Below are 19,253 nucleotides of genomic sequence, written 5' to 3' on the forward strand. Positions count from 1 at the left end.
TAGCATATCTGATTAATCTTGAGCCCTATTAGGATCTATGAGCATCCGGATATTCTCTCCAATCTGATCAAACGTTCTAACGATAATCAGCAAACAAAGCCCTGGAAAAAAGGCAAGCCACCACATACCTGAAGATAAGTACTTCATCGATTCTGATAGAATAATTCCAATTGCCGGCTCGTGAGGCGACAATCCTAAACCTAAAAATGTAACTGCCGCCTCATGTAAAATAACATGAGGAAACAGTAACATAAAACCAATTAAGAGTTGTGGAGCTATATGTGGAAGAATATGATGCAAAGCAATCCACCATTGGGATTTCCCCATTTTCTGTGAAACCTGAACATATTCCGCTGAACGGACTTGCATAACCTCTGCCCTGATGACTCGAGCAAGACTTGGCCAATGTGTTAAAGTTAATCCAATTACAATTCCTTTAAATCCTCCCCCTAATGTAAAAGCGATAAGAATAAGAGTTACGAGATGTGGTACACTCAGAAAAAGGTCGATGAGCCATGAAATAAGACGATCTGCCATTTTCCCCATTGTTGCTGCTGCCATACCCAAGAAAAGAGCAATTGACGCACTTCCAATTGCTCCAATCAATCCAACTCCTATACTTAAAGAAAGTCCCATTACCGTTCTTGTAAACATATCTCTACCTAACCAATCGGTACCAAAGAGATGGTCTAGGGATGGAGGAGCATTTCGATCATTAAGATTTGTTACAATTCTCCCCTCATCAATTAAAACACCTCCTAATATAACAATTACTAAAAAAATAATTGAAATTAGGATTATAAAAAGCGTCCGCTGCTTTCGATTCGAAGGAAGTTGTTTATGATTATCTTTATTTTTTAATTTGAGGCTTGAAATCATATCTTCTCCCCTCCCTCATTCTCGGATCTAATAAACGATAGCTCAAATCAGCCAGTAAATTTCCTACAAAAACAAATATTGTACTAAATATAACTAATCCCAATAAAAGGGGAACGTCTCCCCTTAGCCCCGCTTCTACCGTAGCCTGTCCTAAACCGGGATATGAAAAAACTTGCTCAGCCAGCACTGCTCCACCAAACAATTCACTAAAAGCCGCAAATTGCAAGGTAATCGCTGGCAAAGCAACATTACGTAATCCATGTCTCCAAAACAAGACAAAACCTTGTTCACCTCTCGCCCTAGCGAATAAGACATAATCACTAGCAAGAACATCAATCAGCTTCTGGCGCGTATGTAGTGCCACATTAGCGACCCCAACTATACTAAGTGTGATCGCTGGCAGAATAAGATGATTGATTCGATCCACCATTGTGACATTTTCCGCAAGGACCCCAGCTGGAACCCCCATTCCAATTGGAAACCATTTTAGCCAAACGGCAAAAACGATAAGAATAAGGAGCCCCATCCAGAAGGTAGGAGTTGAAGCTAGTGTGAAACAGTACCATTTTATTATTCGATCAACCCAAGTCCCCTTTTTCATTGCCGCTACAACACCCATGGCAAATCCAATCATACCTGATAATACCCAAGCTGATATCATGAGCGCTAGGGAATTTAAGAATCGTTCACCAATTATGTCAATTACCGGGCGGCGAAATATCATTGAAGTTCCTAAATCACCTGTTAGCAAAGCAGAGCCCCAATTCAAGAACTGCACCATAACTGGTTGGTCAACTCCCCAATATTCAGCTATCTTCTCCCGTTGCTCAGGTCCTACCTTCAACATATCTGCACCGATGTAGGCTTGAATTGGATCAATCGGAGAGTTTTTTATTAATAGAAAAGAAATTAAACAAATGGCAAATAATAATGTGACCATTCTTAAACCTTTCAACAATAAAAATAATCCAAGCTTTCCACCTATATATTTACGCACAGTTACTTAGTCCATTTCCATTCAACTATATTATCTGTTGCAGGCCAACCATGACCATGAACATGGATTCTTTGTTCTCCGATATCAAGTCCATCTTTCACTAAATATAAATGATCAATATTCACTAACCAGGCCCATGGAGCGTCGCCATTCGCACTTAAACCTGTTGTTCCATCCCATTGCGCTTTTTTCCAAAACTCAATTGCTTCTGTTTCACTTGTAGCGCGAAGAGCCTTTTCAAAATAATCATCTACCGTTTTGTTTTGATAAAAACCAGTATTATAATAGTCTACCCCTGCAAATTCACTACTATAAATGTTATACATCTCATGAGGGTCATGGCTTCCCCAACCTAAAAGGACAGCATTCGAATACATTTTCTTTTCAATAATATCCCAGCTTCCACCTTCTAATTTAATATGAATTCCTAGTGGCTCGATCATATCGGCCACAGAAATGGCAAGAGATTGTCTTATTGCATCACTCGCTAAGTAATAAAGAGTGAACTCCGCTTTCAAAGAGTCTTTCTCAAGAATCCCATCTCCATCTGTATCCTTCCACCCGGCTTCTTTCAAAAGTTTTCGCGCACCGTCCAAATCAGCATCTTTAATGACTGTATCTGGGTTCCACCAAGGAAGGCCATCCACTGAAGTATAGGCTGGAGTCCCGCGTCCTTCTAAGACTCCATCCACAAGTGCTTTTCGGTCTACTCCAATATTTATCGCATGACGAATAGCTGGATCGGCTGTTACATCGTTACCAATTGGTAAACCATCTTCAGTAAAATCCCCTGACTTTATAAATGGGAAGACGATTCCCCGATTATCTACGGTTTTTACTGATTCCAGTCTCATTCCAGGTACTTCCTGGTTACTAAACGCAGCTGGTATATAGGCAAGATCAACCTTTCCCGCTTGTGCAGCAGCAAATGACGCATCCTCGTTTAAGAATAAAAAGGTTATCTTTTTAAAATACGACTTTTTGTCATAGTATTCAGGATTAGCCTTTATAATAAGCTGTTGCCCCTTGTCCCATTGAACGAGCTGATAAGGCCCTGAACCTATAGGGTTTTCAGCATAGTCTGCTCCATATGCATGTTTTGGGACAATTCCCGTTCCTACTAAAGAATTAACAAATGTTGATTGAGGTTCTTTTAATGTGAATTTTACTGTGTAATCATCCATTGCCTCTACTTTATCCATACCATTAAGATCAACAACTGACCCATTTTTAGTAGCTGTTTCAAATGTAAAGACTACATCATCAGCGGTTAATGGTTGACCGTCTGAAAATTTCACATCCTTACGCAAGATTACAGTCCAAACCTTGCCATCTTCATTGACTTTATAACTGGTTGCAATATCATTTACAATGTTTAACTTGTTATCTCTTTTTAGTAGAGTACTCTGGAATAGCGGTGAACCATAACGTCCCCATCCAGTCGTTGGATCAAAACCTGCTTCAGGCTCAGATCCAAAAGCCATCACAAGTTCGTCCTTTTTCTTCTGAATACCCTCACCATTTGCATCACCAGATTGATCGAGTTGTTGATTACAACCCCCTAACATAAAAGATGAAACTAATGTAGCTAATACTATAATTCCAAACAATTTCTTTTTCATTTGTCACACCCCATAAATTAATATCTTTCTAATAAAGGTTAAATACTTAACCCGCCTGTAAAATTAGGTGAATTTCACGGGTGCATACCTCACCCGATTTACAGGAATAAACAACTAATTGGTACACAAAAAATACATTATTCAATTAATTCAGATACGTATAAGGCAAATGTCCATAGCATCTTTCTGGCAGGTGTTGTTACAGGAGGTATTACAAATCATGACTACGATGAAGATAAACAATTTCGCGGAATAAAAATTGTGGAAACTAAACTACATAAAATAGCATAAGACGAGAATAGGCACCTGCTGATTCGGTGTCTATTCTCGTCTATCCCTTATCTAAATAGTTTATTTGATAATAAACAGCTTTATTATCTACTGAAGGACTCACTTTGCAAGAGATATTAGAAAAGAATTTTTTCCATACAACAACAACAATAGTAAACGACTTTTGTGTCAAGTATACGATTTTTTCTATAATTAAACAACTCTATTATTAGCATAAAATCAAGTTTGATAAGACTCTAAATCAAGAATTTAAAAGCAATTGAATGCGGTAACGTATAGGACTGAATAGTTTTGAGTAGGCGAGAGGGGGAATAGAAAAATGAAGAGACTTATACAGGTCTAATGATTGATCCATGAAAGGGACACACAGGGCTAAATAAGTAACAACAAAGGATACCCTCTTGAATTTGATATCAATAAAACACAAGGTTTTGCCACTCTAACACTCAAGGTAATAGCAGTTTTCCCTTAGGCTCTTTTTTAGCTGAACTTCTGTAATTAATAAAAGTGCCCTAAGATCTCTTTGGATCTTAAGGCACCATGATTTAAATATGTTCTTTAATCCCTGCCGTCTGCTTGCCTGGGACTTCGTGGTGATGGCGGCAACGGGGCTCGTATGATTCCGATGCGCCTACAAGGATGATCGGCTCATCATAGGAGGCCGGTGCACCATTAATCAATCGTTGTGTCCTGCTCGCAGGTGATCCGCACACTTCACACACAGCCTGTAGCTTTGTTACTGATTCCGCTAGCGACAATAAAGCAGGCATAGGACCGAATGGTTCACCTCTGAAATCTTGATCGAGTCCTGCCATAATCACTCGATAACCGCTGTCCGCAAGATGCTGGGCAACCCCGACAATTTCATGATCAAAAAATTGCACTTCATCTATTGCAATGATATCTAAGGGCTTGTCTAAATACTTAAAAATATCTGTTGAATGGGCAATAGGTTTTGCCATCACAGAGGACCCATTGTGTGATACGACAGCCTCTTCCGCATAGCGATTATCTATAGCAGGTTTAAAAACAGCTATTTGCTCTTTAGCAAATTGAGCACGGCTGACTCGTTTAATCAATTCCTCAGATTTACCTGAAAACATGCTTCCGCAAATAAGCTCGATCCAGCCTGTTTGTTTCATTACATACATGGAAACAGCTACTCCCTTCCACCTGTCAATCCCTTGGCCATAATGGAATTAGACCCGGCTTTATATAAATTCAAACTTGTTTACAGAAAAGAAAAAACAGGCAAGAAAAATACTTGCCTGTTTTTTTGAAAAGTCCGGCTTATTTAATACCGTATTTTTTGTTGAAACGATCAACACGTCCGCCAGCTTCAGCGAATTTTTGACGACCAGTATAGAATGGGTGGCATTCTGAACAAGTCTCAACTTTGATCTCTTCTTTAACTGAACCAGTTTCAAAAGTGTTTCCGCAAGAGCAAGATACTTTTGAAAGTTTATAATTTGGATGAATTCCAGTTTTCATTCTTTTCAGCTCCTTCTGCCCTGAATCATTCGAAACAGAGTTATATACTTCAAGGTGTGGGAAAAGTACCCTCACATTTATTGTAAAAACACATGAACTCATTATAGCAACTTAAGAGTAGTTGTGCAACAGTTTGTTTCTTTCCCTGTTTACGAACGTTTTGCGTTTGCTGGTCCCTTTTTCATTTCTAACATCTCTTCATCCAACTTACTGAAAAATTCTTCATTTCCTTTTGTCTGTTTTAAACGGCGAAGGAATTTTTCGGCAAAATCAGGTGAATCAGACATTGTTTTCCGAATTGCCCAAAGTTTATCCAAACGATCTTTCGGAATTAACAGTTCTTCTTTACGAGTACCAGAGCGACGAATATCAATCGCTGGGAAAATACGTCTTTCTGCAAGGGCCCGATCTAAATGAAGCTCCATATTACCTGTACCTTTAAACTCTTCATAAATGACGTCGTCCATTCGGGAACCTGTATCTACCAAAGCTGTAGCAAGAATCGTCAAGCTACCACCCTCTTCGATATTTCTAGCTGCACCGAAAAAACGTTTTGGCCGGTGAAATGCAGCCGGGTCAATCCCTCCGGATAGTGTACGACCGCTTGGCGGAATGACAAGGTTGTATGCACGTGCCAGACGAGTAATACTGTCCATTAAAATAATAACATCACGTTTATGTTCAACTAGGCGCATTGCCCGTTCTAACACTAGTTCTGCCACTTTGATATGGTTCTCCGGCACTTCATCGAACGTCGAACTAACCACGTCCCCAGCCACGGAACGTTCAATGTCTGTTACTTCTTCCGGACGTTCATCAATAAGCAATACAATCAATTCCGATTCCGGATGATTCGTGGTTATGGCATTAGCAATTTCTTTGATTAACATCGTTTTACCAGCCTTTGGCGGTGCAACAATCAAACCACGCTGTCCAAAACCAACAGGTGCTAAGACATCCATAATTCTCGTTGATAAATTCTTCGGTGTTGTTTCCAGTTTAATTTGTCTGTTTGGATACAGCGGTGTTAAGCCTGGGAAATGAACACGCTCTTTAGCGGACTCTGGGTTATCTCCATTGACAGCTTCAACATGCAGCAATCCATAATAACGCTCGTTTTCTTTTGGCGGCCTAACCTTACCGGAAACCTTATCACCGTTACGCAAATCAAATCTGCGGATCTGCGAAGCAGAAATATAGATATCCTCCGAGCTTGGAGAATAGTTAATTGGACGTAAGAAACCAAAGCCCTCTGAAGGGATAATCTCTAAAACGCCTTCCATGAACAGAAGACCATCTTGCTCAGCTTGTGCCTTTAAGATTGCGAAAATAAGTTCCTTTTTTGACAGTTTGCTGTAATAGGAAACTTTATATTCACGCGCGTGCTCATAGAGGTCCTTTAGTTTCATGTTTTCTAAATTGGAAATAGTTAAATTCATTATGACACCACACTTTTATTAATTAAACGTTTTCACCCATACTGAAAAAGAAATGGTTTGTTAAATGGAAGAAAAACCGCAATCCATGTACCCGACCAGAGTTTTCTTAGAAAGGATGATACATTTTTACATGTAAAGAAGAAAATTATTTGAAGGCTTCTTGAAGTTTGGAGTGAAAGGGCAGATTATATATATTCAAATCAATTATTAGTAGACCAAGCTTTATTTTACTTTTTTTATTTTAATTATTCAACTTAAATTTTTTTATAGAGAAAGCGAGCGATGAAACCGCTCGCTTTCTCTCGGTAATTTTTTATGAAAATAGTCTCAGTCAATTAAGCCATTCGGTTTAATTTTTAGACTATGTCTTCCATCAATGAAACGAACGGTACCTGATTTAGCACGCATGACTACGGATTGTGTTTCACCGTAATGGCCTTTAAATTGAACACCACGTAAAAGTTCTCCATCCGTCACACCTGTTGCAGCAAAAATTGCATCATCTCCGCGAACCAGATCTTCCATTCTCAAGACTTTCCCTAACTCAAGACCCATTTTCCCACAGCGAGCCACTTCTTCTTCACTTTGAGGAAGAAGCTTACCTTGAATTTCTCCTCCGAGGCATTTCAAAGCCACAGCTGCAATAACTCCCTCTGGAGCTCCGCCTGATCCGAATAATATGTCAACACCAGTTAAGTCGAATGCCGTATTAATGGCACCAGCAACATCTCCATCGTTGATTAACTTAATCCGGGCACCTGCCTCACGAAGTTCATGAATGATCTTCGAATGACGATCGCGGTTTAATACCGTTGCGACTACGTCTTGAATATCTTTATTTTTTGCTTTGGCTACCGCTTTCAGGTTGTCCAGTACTGATGCATTGATATCAATCTGTCCAACTGCCTCAGGACCAACTGCTATTTTGTCCATATACATATCCGGAGCATGAAGCAGATTCCCTTTATCTGCAATCGCCAAGACTGCTAAAGCATTCCAACCTCCTGATGCAACGATATTCGTTCCTTCTAAAGGATCAACCGCAACATCCACTAATGGCCCAAGTCCAGTACCAAGCTTCTCACCAATATAAAGCATTGGAGCTTCATCCATTTCCCCTTCACCGATTACAACTGTACCTTGCATAGGAATTGTATTGAAAACATCCCGCATTGCAGTTGTTGCTGCATCATCTGCTTCGTCTTTCTTTCCTCTTCCCATCCAACGTGCAGAAGATAGCGCCGCCGCCTCTGTCACGCGAACAAGCTCCATCGATAAACTTCTTTCCATTCTTGGTTCCCCCTCAATGTGCACTAGCATGCTTTATTTATATATTAGTATAACACATTACTTTATATATGTAACACAATGAGGCAGCAAGAAACGGATCAGCTTTTAAGCTGCTCCACTTCTTCTTCCGTCATTTCTTCACGCCAAATCGTTGCTCCCAAACCTGAAAGTTTCTCTACAAGATGACTGTATCCACGATCTATATGCTCAAGCCCGGTCACTTCAGTAATCCCTTCTGCCATTAAGCCGGCAATTACTAAAGCTGCTCCGGCACGTAAATCACTTGCCTTTACTTTTGCACCGTGAAGTTGAACCGGACCATTAATAATTGCGGCTCTGCCTTCGACTTTAATCTTTGCATTCATGCGCCGCAGTTCATCTATGTGCTTAAAGCGTGCCCCGTAAATCGTATCGGTCACCATGCTAGAACCACTTGCTTTTGTTAGAAGAGACGTGAAGGGCTGCTGAAGATCTGTTGGAAACCCAGGGTAAACTAACGTCTTGATATCAACCGCTTTATATTTCTCACCTGGAGAAACAAAGATTTGATCATCACCAGCCTCTATATTTATGCCCATTTCCCGCATTTTGGCCGTTAACGACTCTAAATGCTGGGGAATGACATTATCAATCAAGATGCCTTCGCCGACTGCTGCGGCTAAAATCATGAAAGTTCCAGCTTCTATCCGATCAGGTATAATCGTATGTCTGCAACCATGCAAACTGTCCACACCATCAATACGGATAATATCCGTTCCAGCACCCTTGATTTTTGCTCCCATATTGGTCAACAACGTGGCAACATCAATGATCTCCGGTTCTTTCGCTGCATTTTCAATAACTGTCCTTCCTTTAGCCAAAACGGCAGCAAGCATAATATTAATCGTTGCCCCGACGCTCACGACATCCAAATAGATACGTGCGCCTCGTAGCTCATCTGCCCTTAAGTAAATAGCACCTTGTTCATTCGTCACTTGTGCGCCAAGTGCTTCAAAACCTTTTATATGCTGATCTATTGGTCGAGGACCTAAATGGCAACCTCCAGGCAGGCCAATCACAGCCTTTTTAAACTTCCCTAGCATCGCGCCCATTAAATAATAAGAGGCACGTAATTTCTTCACTCTTCCGTTAGGCAGAGGCATTGAAATCATCCTGCTGGGGTCTACTGTCATTTCTCCATCATTAAAGGCAACATCGCCGCCAATTTCCTCCATTAACTCTTTCAGCATCTCTACATCTGAGATATCAGGCAAGCCTTCTATCGTTACAGGAGAGTCTGCTAAAATTGTTGCAGGAATCAAGGCGACCGCACTATTTTTTGCACCGCTGACACGAATGCTTCCCTTTAGAGGATAGCCACCGGCAATTTTAAGTTTTTCCATAATATACTCCCTTCCACGCTAAGCACTTAGAAGCTACTTCCAAAAAGTAATATTTTACCACAAGAAAATTGCATAATCCGACAACATTTACTATCTAGTTTCTTAGTTTACACAAAAATAGAAAAGTCATGTAAAAAAATGATAAAAATTTCTAATTTTGTTTATTTCCATTTTACCGGTGCAATTTATAGCGACTTAGCGGCAAGGTAAATTATGCTTCTGTACGAGAATTCCAATCCTTCAAGAAAGCTTCAATCCCTTTATCTGTTAATGGGTGATGGAATAATTGCATTAAGACTTTATAAGGAATCGTTGCAATATGGGCTCCTTTAAGAGCAGCTTCTGTAATATGCATCGGGTGACGAATTGAAGCTGCGATAATTTCAGCATTGATATCATGAATTGCAAAAATATCAGCAATATCAGAGATTAAATCCAGGCCATTTTGACCGATATCATCTAAGCGTCCTAAAAATGGAGAAACATAAGTTGCTCCTGCCCTAGCAGCTAATAATGCCTGGTTGGCACTAAAAATAAGGGTAACATTTGTTTTGACTCCTTGTTTTGTTAAAGCCGCAACAGCCTTCAATCCGTCTGGAGTCATTGGTACTTTAATGGTGATATTAGGGGCAATAGCAATAAGTTCTTGAGCTTCAGCCATCATTCCCTCAAAATCAAGCGCAATGACTTCTGCAGAAACAGATTCCTTTACAAGGCTTGTAATTTCTTTTAAACGGTCATGGAAAGATACACCTTTTTCTCTTGCGACAAGAGACGGGTTAGTCGTAACTCCTGCTAATACGCCAAGTTCGTGCGCTTGTTTGATTTCTTCCATGTTTGCTGTATCAATAAAGAATTTCATAAGTTTTCCTCCGTATGTAATCTTTTTTTTTTGCTGTATATGCATCTGAATTCTAATTGTTCAAAAAACAAAGTGCGATTTTTGGCCGCACGTATAAATAGATACCATCAAAGGGGAAGAGTGCCCCTCCGATGGATATTCTAAATTTAAAAATGATAAAACCTAATGGCTATAGAATTACGCTTTACCGTTTGAACCAAATTCCCTTATCTTTCCGATGACAGTCTCTTTAATCGCTTCACGGCCAGGTCCCAAGAATTTACGAGGATCGTAAACTTCTGAGTTGCTATTTAGAACCTCACGTACAGCTTTTGTGAAAACAATCTGATTTTCAGTATTCACATTGATTTTTGATGTTCCAAAAGAGATCGCTTTTTGGATATCTTTCGTAGGAATACCTGTACCGCCATGGAGTACTAGAGGTTTGTGTGTTAAATCCCGTACCTCTTCCATTTCTTTATAGCCTAGGTTAGGTTCTCCTTTATATGGACCATGAACAGATCCCAATGCTGGTGCAAAGCAGTCAACATTCGTTTCTTTAACTAGCTGTTCGCACTCTTGAGGGTCTGCATATACGACTCCATCAGCGATTATATCGTCTTCTTGTCCACCAACAGTGCCCACTTCTGCCTCAACGGAAACATTGCGTGCGTGAGCATATTCAACAACTTTCTTCGTCGTCTCAATATTTTCTTCAATTGGGTGATGTGAAGCATCGATCATTACAGACGTAAATCCTGCCTCGATAGCTTCTTTACATTTATCAAAGCTTGAACCATGGTCAAGATGAATTGCCACAGGTACTGTGATTTTCATGTCTTCCAATAAACCTTGAACCATCATAACTGTCGTTTTGAAACCACCCATATGACGGGCAGCCCCTTCAGAAACACCAAGAATGACTGGAGATTTTTCTTCTTCTGCAGCAGCTAGAATAGCTTGTGTCCATTCCAGATTATTAATATTAAATTGACCTACTGCATATTTTTCATCAAGAGCTTTATTCAGCATATCTTTCATAGAAACTAAAGGCATTTGATTTCCTCCTACTAGTGAATGTTTATTATTTAAAGTTAATTCTATCTAGATATTCCCTAAAACCTTTGGAACATACACTTATAAATCGGAATATCTCTCCTCTTTTAGCATATCAATACATGAAAAAAACAGCAACAAATTCACTATATCAAGTCTCAAATTTATTCCAAAAAAACACGGCCAATCTTTTAAAAGATAGCCGTGGCATTCTTTAATTTATAATAATATTAATCATAAAGACTGTTAACTTGATTGAATTGGCAAGTATTCACGCACAGCTTTTCTAATATCATCAATGTCAAACGGCTTGGCAAAGTGAGTCATGGCTCCTAAGTCTTTTGCTTCTTGAATCATATCAAGTTCACCATAAGCGGTCATAATAATGACCCGAATGTCTGGATCAACTACCTTCATCCGCTTCAAAATCTCAATTCCATCCATTCCTGGAATCTTCATATCCAGTAATACAAGATCAGGTGAATGATTATTTAGCACTTCTAAGGCTTGAATGCCATTCGCTGCTTGAAATGTATCATACCCTTCTTTATGTAAAACCTCGTTCAATAAAATACGAATCCCAAATTGATCATCAACAATTAATATTTTCCCTGACATTTTTTCACCTCACCTCTTCCCAATTTATTATTATAAAAAATGTATCTGCCTGACTAAATTACCTGCCAAAGGGTAGTTCGTTAGATTGCCGTCAAATTACATAGATGTCAATGCTTCTATTTTATCACTGATTTCTATGTTCATATTCGATAATTGTAACAAAATTCCTGCCATATGGCTAAAAGGATTTATATTTTTTTGTTTTTTCAATCGATTATGTAAATTCGTCTTTTCAGCCTTAAGCCCCGAAACCTGTCAATGCAGGGGAAAGTCCTTTATAATAGGGGTACTATTTTTAAAGGAGTTTCTAGCATGTTAAAAATTTTTTCGACGCAGATAAGTGGTTTATTTAATAAAATGATGGAAAAGGAAGCCTTCGAAATGGAGGATGCAGGACGCTTGTTAGCTCAGGCTGCGGTTGGAGACGGATCTGTTTTTGTACACGGGTTCGGCGAAATGCAAGGAGTGGCAGCTGAAGCGTTGGAAGGGGCGGAACCCTTTCCTAAAGCAAAAAGATACGAAGATGGCGCGGCTATTTCCCGAGAAGATCGGTTTCTTTTATTCAGCCGTCATTCAGACGATTCAGAAGCCGTAAAGCTGGCTAAACAGCTTCAGAAGGAGGATATACCATTTGTTGCGGTTTCAACAGCTGTTCCATCAGAAGAAGAATCGCTTTTGGAGCTTGCTGATGTACATATAGATTTGCGAATTCAACGAGGCTTAATCCCCGATGAAACAGGAAATCGATATGGATATCCAACCCTCATCGCTGCTCTTTTTGCTTATTATGGAATTAAATTCACCCTTGTAGAAATTATTCAAGAATATGAAAATGAAGATTAATTCTTCAATAAAAAAAAACAGCCACATGGGCTGTTTTTTTGTTTTATTATTGTTTTTTATTGTTTTTTAAAGACATGCCAACGAAGTCACGGAATAGTGGCTGTGGACGGTTAGGACGTGACGTGAATTCCGGGTGGAATTGTGAAGCCACGAACCAAGGATGATCTTTTAATTCAATGATTTCAACTAGGCGACCATCTGGGCTTGTACCAGAAAAGACAAATCCTGCCTCTTCCATAGCTGGACGGTAATGGTTGTTGAATTCATAACGGTGACGGTGACGTTCATAAACAACCTCATCATTATACGCTTCGTATGCTTTAGTTCCTTCGATAAGCTTACAAGGGTATAGACCAAGACGCAGTGTACCACCCAAATCTTCTACATCCTTTTGCTCAGGAAGAAGGTCAATAATTGGGTCTGGAGTTTCCTCATTAATTTCAGCTGAGTGCGCTTCTGTCAATCCCAGAACGTTGCGTGCATATTCAATGGATGCCAACTGCATACCTAAACAGATTCCGAAGAATGGTGTTTTTGTGGTGCGGGCAAATTCAGTAGCTGCAATTTTCCCTTCGATTCCACGATCTCCAAATCCTCCAGGAACAAGGATTCCATCTGCATCTTGAAGAAGTTCAGCCACATTTTCTTTTGTAACATCTTCAGAATTTACCCAGTCGATTTCAACATCCGCATCAAATGCGTAACCTGCATGCTTAAGTGCTTCCACAACAGAAAGGTAAGCATCTTGCAATTCAACATATTTTCCGACAAGAGCGATTTTCGTTTTCTTTGATAAAGAAGTAACCTTTTTGACAAGCTCTTTCCAATCTTCCATATCCGCTTCGCCACAGTCCAATTTCAAGTGATCACAAACGATTTGGTCCATGTTTTGTGCTTGAAGCGCAAGAGGGATAGAGTAAAGTGTATCTGCATCTAGACATTCGATAACTGAATTTTTATCGATATCGCAGAATAACGCAATTTTATCCTTCATATCTTGTGAAATTGGGCTTTCTGTACGTGCAACGATGATATTCGGCTGAATTCCAAGACTACGTAATTCTTTTACACTATGCTGTGTCGGTTTTGTTTTCATTTCACCAGCAGCTTTGATGTAAGGAACAAGTGTACAGTGGATATACATAACATTATTGATTCCGATATCACTTTTAATTTGACGAATCGCTTCAAGGAATGGAAGAGACTCAATATCCCCGACCGTACCACCGATTTCAGTGATGACTATATCCGCATTAGTTTCATTACCTGAACGGAATACCCGTTCTTTAATTTCATTTGTGATATGGGGAATAACTTGAACTGTTCCACCTAAGTAGTCGCCACGGCGCTCTTTTCTTAGGACGGTTGAATAAATTTTACCTGTTGTCACATTGCTGTGTTTACCAAGGTTAATGTCAATAAAACGCTCGTAATGACCAAGGTCCAAATCTGTTTCAGCACCATCATCTGTTACAAACACTTCACCATGTTGATAAGGACTCATTGTCCCTGGATCTAAGTTAATATAAGGGTCAAATTTTTGAATCGTTACATTCAAGCCTCTATTTTTTAAAAGTCTACCTAAAGAAGCAGCTGTTATCCCTTTTCCTAAGGAAGAAACTACTCCACCTGTTACAAAAATATATTTTGTCATCTCATATCCTCCTATAGAATGTTTTCATCCAATGCTGTTCTCTTACTTTTTCAAATACATTTAAAACAGAACCCGCATCTTTATGATATAAATTAATTTTCTGCCGCCACACTGGCGGTTTAAAAGCACAAGGCAGGTTTTAACTTCTTGTCCTTTTCGTTTAAGACCGCAAAGCAGTACAAACCAATAATTACTTAAAGGTCTTTAGTGAGAGTCATGCCGGATACACGAATAAGAATAAATTTCCTTAAATGACAGTAACATTTAATTATGTTCTCTATAGTTTTACCCTTATAAGAGAAATCATTTTAAAAAAATAAAAAAATGATGTCATTTATTCATTCCATCATTAAAAACAAAAACGCTCCGCTTACAATAAAAGTAAGGGAGCGATATAATTTAATCATTGTGTCCTTTTTTAAGGAGCCCAAAAATGATTCTACAAATTTCGCCTTAAAAAGTCAAGGGCGATTATTTATTTCTCATGATCTTCATCAAGCTCTTCTTCGTCTTCATCTTCGTCCTCATCGTCTTCTATGACAAATGCTTCGTCTTCAATTATTTCTTCTTCTAGATCGTCATCATCGTCTACGTCATCTTCTAAAAGTTCCTCGTCGATTACTGGAGCACCTAAAAGATCATCGTCGTCGTCATCCTCATCTTCGTCTAAATCATCGATATCTTCTTCAAAATCAAGATCTTCATCTTCAAGCTCATCGAAATCGTCGACAACCACAGCGGCTTTTTTAGCTTTCTTTTTCTTCTTCGGTTTTACAACATGTACAACTTCTTCTTCAATTTGGTCAACTGGGTACCATGTTTTCAATCCCCAGCGGTTGTCTCCAAGTGAAGTAAATCGGCCATCTACATTCAAATCTGTATAGAATTGAGCAATTCTTTTTGCCACTTCTGCTTTAGATAAATGATGAAGCGTAGCTAACTCACTTATTAAATCTTTAAATGGAATCGGTTCATTTCTTTCCACTAACAAATCATATGCCATCTCTATTAAGGACATTTCCAATAACTGCTCTTTTGAGTATTGTTTTAAACTCAAATTCCGCACTTCCCTTCTCTATTCAAACACTAAATTCTGTGTTTTTTCACATAAAAAAATAATCTAAAACAGTATTTCGATAAAATAACGACAATTCCTGCTAGACATATACTCCATTATAAACAATCTAATTGGGTTTATGCTAGTTCTATCTGATACTTTCACAGATTTACCCTTACGTTTATGTAAACAGAAATCTTTAAACAGATTTTATTTACTCTTCAATGATTTCTGACGATAGGCTGCAGTAAAAAATACTACAGATAGAATAAAAAAGGAAACGGCGCCTAATTGATGCTCATACAACTCAAATAAAATAATGATAGCAAAAATATAACCTATGATTAATCCAATCATCTTCAGGTTCATTTTCTCAACTCCAATAGGGCTGATTCATCATTTTTGCCCCTTTACCAAATAATTATAAGGGAAAATTTACATTTTGCGAAAAAAACTCGGAATTTTTTTGAAAAAGGGGCCTCCTCAATTTCGGAGTACCCCTTAACTTTACATATTTCTTCGATATTGTCCGCCGACATCATATAATGCACGTGTAATCTGGCCCAAACTAGCCACTTTCACACAATTCATGAGTTCAGCAAAAATATTTTCCCCGTTCATCGCCGCTGCTTTTAAATTAGTTAGGGCTTCTTCTATGAACGCTTTATTTTTTTCCTGAAATGCCTTCAAGTTAATGATCTGCCCTTCCTTTTCTTCTTTCGTGGCACGGGCAATCTCCATACTGTTCACAGCTTCTTCTGAAGGAGGATTAGGATTCAAGTACGTATTAACCCCAATAATCGGCAATTCTCCCGTATGCTTTTTCATTTCGTAATGCATGGATTCATCCTGGATTTTCCCGCGTTGATATTGTGTCTCCATAGCACCCAATACACCGCCCCGATCATTGATGCGATCAAACTCTTGTAGTACCGCTTCCTCAACCAGATCTGTCAACTCTTCTACTACAAAAGCACCCTGCATCGGGTTTTCATTTTTTGATAGCCCGTGCTCCTTTGTAATGATCATTTGAATAGCCATTGCACGACGTACAGACTCTTCCGTAGGTGTAGTAATAGCTTCATCGTATGCATTCGTATGCAGGGAGTTGCAGTTGTCTTGCAGGGCCATTAATGCCTGAAGTGTCGTTCGGATATCGTTAAAATCAATTTCCTGCGCATGGAGAGAGCGCCCCGACGTCTGGATATGATATTTCAACTTCTGACTACGGTCATTCGCTCCATATTTATCACGCATGACTGTCGCCCAGATCCGTCTTGCAACCCTTCCGATAACCGTATATTCCGGGTCTAGCCCATTCGAGAAGAAGAAAGACAAATTCGGTGCAAAGTCATCAATGTTCATTCCGCGGCTTAAGTAATACTCTATATAAGTAAATCCATTTGCTAAAGTAAAAGCCAATTGTGAAATAGGATTGGCGCCTGCTTCAGCGATATGATACCCAGAAATGGATACCGAATAATAATTTCTGACTTTATTATCAATGAAATACGCTTGGATGTCCCCCATCAGCCTTAGGGCAAATTCCGTGGAAAAGATGCATGTATTCTGCCCTTGGTCTTCTTTTAGAATATCGGCTTGAACGGTCCCGCGTACCGTTTGAAGCGTGTAAGCCTGCACTTGTTCAGTTTCGGCATCTGTAAGAGAACGGCCCAACTCTTTTTCTTTCAGTTGAACCTGCTGATCAATCGCTGTATTCATATACATGGCCAAAATAATTGGCGCAGGACCATTGATAGTCATGGATACAGAGGTCGATGGGTGGCATAGGTCGAAGCCGGCATACAATTTTTTCATGTCATCCAACGTACAGATACTGACGCCGCTTTCACCTACCTTTCCATAAATATCCGGCCGGTAATCAGGATCTTCCCCATATAACGTCACAGAATCGAAAGCCGTACTGAGTCGTTTGGCATTATCGTCCTTTGACAAATAATGAAAACGTCGGTTGGTTCGATCAGGTGAACCTTCACCAGCAAATTGCCGCTTAGGGTCTTCTCCCTCACGCTTGAATGGAAAGACTCCGGCTGTATAAGGGAAGAAGCCAGGTACGTTTTCACGGAAGACCCAACTTAATATTTCTCCATAGTCCACATATTTAGGCAGTGATACTCTCGGAATCATTAGACCTGATAAGCTTTTAGTTTTCAGCTTTGTGATGATTTCTTTATCCCGGATTTTTGTTACAAACTGCTCCCCTGCATATTTTTCTCTTAAGTCCATCCATCCAGAAAGGATCTTTTTTGATTCAGAAGATAATTTAGAAGCGGTTTCTTTTTTCAGTGTTTCCAGAGAATTGATAACGTCTTCATTACTTTCATTTTCCTTAACTGCTTCAATTGCTCCTTCGAGCTGAAAGAGTCTGCGGGCAAAACGGACTTGTTCACCAGCCCGCTTATGATACGATCGGACCGTATCACTGATTTCACGTAAATAATAGCGGCGGTCGGTTGGAATTATGACATTTTGTTTGTATACTTCCGCTTCTTTTGAAAAAGTAGTACTCCACTCTGTCCCTGCTTTTTCATTTAATTTTTCAATTAGTGCAGCGAATAATGCATTCGTTCCTGGATCATTGAATTGGGAAGCAATTGTGCCATATACTGGCATTTCAGAAGGATCTTGATCAAAAAGCGTACGGCTACGTTGATATTGTTTTTGAACTTGGTTTTTTGCATCCTCGGAACCTTTACGCTCATATTTGTTTATCACTATTAAATCGGCATAATCAATCATATCAATTTTTTCAAGCTGGGAAGGAGCACCGAACTCACTCGTCATCACATACATAGCCACATCGCATATCTCAGCAATCTCCGCATCCCCCTGACCAATTCCGCTCGTTTCAACGATAATTAAATCGACGCCAGCTGCCTTCACAACCGAAATGGCATCTTTAATCGCTAAAGACAACTCACTTTTTGAACGACGAGTGGCTAGGCTCCGCATGTAAACACGCTCAGAAAAAATTGCATTCATTCGGATTCGGTCACCAAGCAAGGCACCACCTGTTTTTTGCTTTGTCGGGTCGACAGAAAGGATGGCCACCTTCTTATCTGGAATTTCGTTTATAAATCGACGAATCAATTCATCAGTCAGCGAACTTTTCCCTGCTCCTCCCGTCCCTGTTATCCCAAGAACCGGAACCTGCTTTTCAGATGTCTTGATTTGCTCAAGGAGGCTCTCCACCGCAGCCGCAGATTCATTTACAGCATCGAGTCTATTTTCAGCGAAGGTAATATATTGGGCAATGGCGCTTGTTTCCCCTGCGATCAGTTCATCAAAGCGTTCCTGCAAGGATGGTTTGACGGTTGAAAAGTCGCACTCCTCCATCAATACATTAATCATGCCTTGAAGCCCATACTCCCGTCCCTCATCAGGAGAGAAAATACGTGCAATTCCATACTCATGAAGCTCTTTAATTTCCCGTGGGATGATGACTCCTCCTCCGCCGGCAAAAATCCGAATGTGCTGAGCTCCCTTTTCCTTCAACAAATCATACATGTATTTAAAATATTCCACATGCCCACCTTGGTAAGATGACATCGCTATACCTTGAACATCCTCTTGGATCGCCGCGTTAACTATTTCCTCTACCGAGCGATTATGGCCTAGGTGAATAACCTCCGCACCGCTAGCCTGAAGGATTCTCCTCATGATGTTAATAGATGCATCATGTCCATCAAATAAACTCGAAGCAGTCACGAATCGGATATGGTTCTTTGGTTTATACACCTCAACTGTACTCATTTAGCTCCTCCTTATTGAA

The 19,253-nt window shown here is 39.7% G+C and carries 16 protein-coding genes; 1 reads left to right on the top strand and 15 read right to left on the bottom strand.

Annotated elements, in window-relative coordinates; all coding sequences use genetic code 11:
* Nucleotides 1-12: 12 nt before the first annotated feature.
* The 11 genes from JFV29_RS27085 to JFV29_RS27135 form a co-directional block, all read right to left on the bottom strand.
* Entirely contained in the window at nucleotides 13-879 is an 867-nt protein-coding gene (locus JFV29_RS27085; RefSeq protein WP_201187501.1) for an ABC transporter permease, read from the bottom strand.
* Nucleotides 851-1,819: an ABC transporter permease gene (locus JFV29_RS27090; protein WP_201188145.1), complete on the bottom strand. Its 969-nt coding sequence runs from the start codon at nucleotides 1,817-1,819 to the stop codon at nucleotides 851-853. The genes JFV29_RS27085 and JFV29_RS27090 overlap by 29 nt, the downstream gene beginning before the upstream one ends.
* A 59-nt stretch (nucleotides 1,820-1,878) precedes the next feature.
* Nucleotides 1,879-3,498 carry an ABC transporter substrate-binding protein gene (locus JFV29_RS27095; RefSeq protein WP_201187502.1) on the bottom strand — a complete coding sequence of 540 codons (1,620 nt, stop codon included), beginning with the start codon at nucleotides 3,496-3,498 and terminating at the stop codon, nucleotides 1,879-1,881.
* Nucleotides 3,499-4,334: 836 nt separating this feature from the next.
* Nucleotides 4,335-4,940, bottom strand: coding sequence for a thymidine kinase (locus tag JFV29_RS27100; RefSeq protein ID WP_053348459.1), 606 nt, complete (start codon nucleotides 4,938-4,940; stop codon nucleotides 4,335-4,337).
* A 139-nt stretch (nucleotides 4,941-5,079) separates the two neighbouring features.
* A complete protein-coding gene (gene rpmE / locus JFV29_RS27105) occupies nucleotides 5,080-5,280 on the bottom strand; it encodes a 50S ribosomal protein L31 (protein ID WP_053348458.1) in 201 nt (66 codons plus the stop codon).
* A gap of 149 nt (nucleotides 5,281-5,429) precedes the next feature.
* Nucleotides 5,430-6,719 carry a transcription termination factor Rho gene (gene rho, locus JFV29_RS27110; RefSeq protein WP_053348457.1) on the bottom strand — a complete coding sequence of 430 codons (1,290 nt, stop codon included), beginning with the start codon at nucleotides 6,717-6,719 and terminating at the stop codon, nucleotides 5,430-5,432.
* 327 nt (nucleotides 6,720-7,046) lie between these two features.
* The gene (gene glpX / locus JFV29_RS27115) at nucleotides 7,047-8,009 is read right to left on the bottom strand and encodes a class II fructose-bisphosphatase (RefSeq protein WP_053348456.1); all 963 of its coding nucleotides are present in this window, start codon (nucleotides 8,007-8,009) and stop codon (nucleotides 7,047-7,049) included.
* Nucleotides 8,010-8,107: 98 nt separating this feature from the next.
* Nucleotides 8,108-9,391, bottom strand: coding sequence for a UDP-N-acetylglucosamine 1-carboxyvinyltransferase (locus tag JFV29_RS27120; protein ID WP_056524149.1), 1,284 nt, complete (start codon nucleotides 9,389-9,391; stop codon nucleotides 8,108-8,110).
* Nucleotides 9,392-9,602: 211 nt separating this feature from the next.
* Complete coding sequence (gene fsa, locus JFV29_RS27125; protein ID WP_053348454.1) at nucleotides 9,603-10,253, bottom strand: fructose-6-phosphate aldolase; 651 nt, start codon at nucleotides 10,251-10,253, stop codon at nucleotides 9,603-9,605.
* A gap of 177 nt (nucleotides 10,254-10,430) precedes the next feature.
* The gene (locus tag JFV29_RS27130) at nucleotides 10,431-11,288 is read right to left on the bottom strand and encodes a class II fructose-bisphosphate aldolase (RefSeq protein WP_201187504.1); all 858 of its coding nucleotides are present in this window, start codon (nucleotides 11,286-11,288) and stop codon (nucleotides 10,431-10,433) included.
* Nucleotides 11,289-11,534: 246 nt separating this feature from the next.
* The gene (locus JFV29_RS27135; protein ID WP_053348452.1) at nucleotides 11,535-11,906 is read right to left on the bottom strand and encodes a response regulator; all 372 of its coding nucleotides are present in this window, start codon (nucleotides 11,904-11,906) and stop codon (nucleotides 11,535-11,537) included.
* Between the two features lie 312 nt (nucleotides 11,907-12,218).
* On the opposite strand from JFV29_RS27135, the gene JFV29_RS27140 reads away from it, so the two are divergent.
* Nucleotides 12,219-12,749 (top strand): DUF2529 domain-containing protein, encoded by a 531-nt coding sequence (locus tag JFV29_RS27140; protein ID WP_201187506.1) that lies wholly within the window; start codon nucleotides 12,219-12,221, stop codon nucleotides 12,747-12,749.
* 46 nt (nucleotides 12,750-12,795) lie between these two features.
* Here JFV29_RS27140 and JFV29_RS27145 read toward each other — a convergent pair whose 3' ends face one another.
* The 4 genes from JFV29_RS27145 to icmF all read right to left on the bottom strand — a co-directional run bounded on the left by JFV29_RS27145 (nucleotide 12,796) and on the right by icmF (nucleotide 19,234).
* Nucleotides 12,796-14,403 (bottom strand): CTP synthase, encoded by a 1,608-nt coding sequence (locus JFV29_RS27145; RefSeq protein ID WP_056524140.1) that lies wholly within the window; start codon nucleotides 14,401-14,403, stop codon nucleotides 12,796-12,798.
* A gap of 475 nt (nucleotides 14,404-14,878) precedes the next feature.
* The gene (gene rpoE / locus JFV29_RS27150; protein WP_201187508.1) at nucleotides 14,879-15,460 is read right to left on the bottom strand and encodes a DNA-directed RNA polymerase subunit delta; all 582 of its coding nucleotides are present in this window, start codon (nucleotides 15,458-15,460) and stop codon (nucleotides 14,879-14,881) included.
* A 210-nt stretch (nucleotides 15,461-15,670) separates the two neighbouring features.
* Nucleotides 15,671-15,829, bottom strand: coding sequence for a hypothetical protein (locus JFV29_RS27155; RefSeq protein ID WP_157443906.1), 159 nt, complete (start codon nucleotides 15,827-15,829; stop codon nucleotides 15,671-15,673).
* A 138-nt stretch (nucleotides 15,830-15,967) separates the two neighbouring features.
* Entirely contained in the window at nucleotides 15,968-19,234 is a 3,267-nt protein-coding gene (icmF, locus tag JFV29_RS27160; RefSeq protein ID WP_201187510.1) for a fused isobutyryl-CoA mutase/GTPase IcmF, read from the bottom strand.
* Between the last annotated feature and the right edge of the window lie 19 nt (nucleotides 19,235-19,253).

The organism is Peribacillus sp. TH16 (genome assembly GCF_016651095.1).
GTDB lineage: Bacteria > Bacillota > Bacilli > Bacillales > DSM-1321 > Peribacillus > Peribacillus butanolivorans.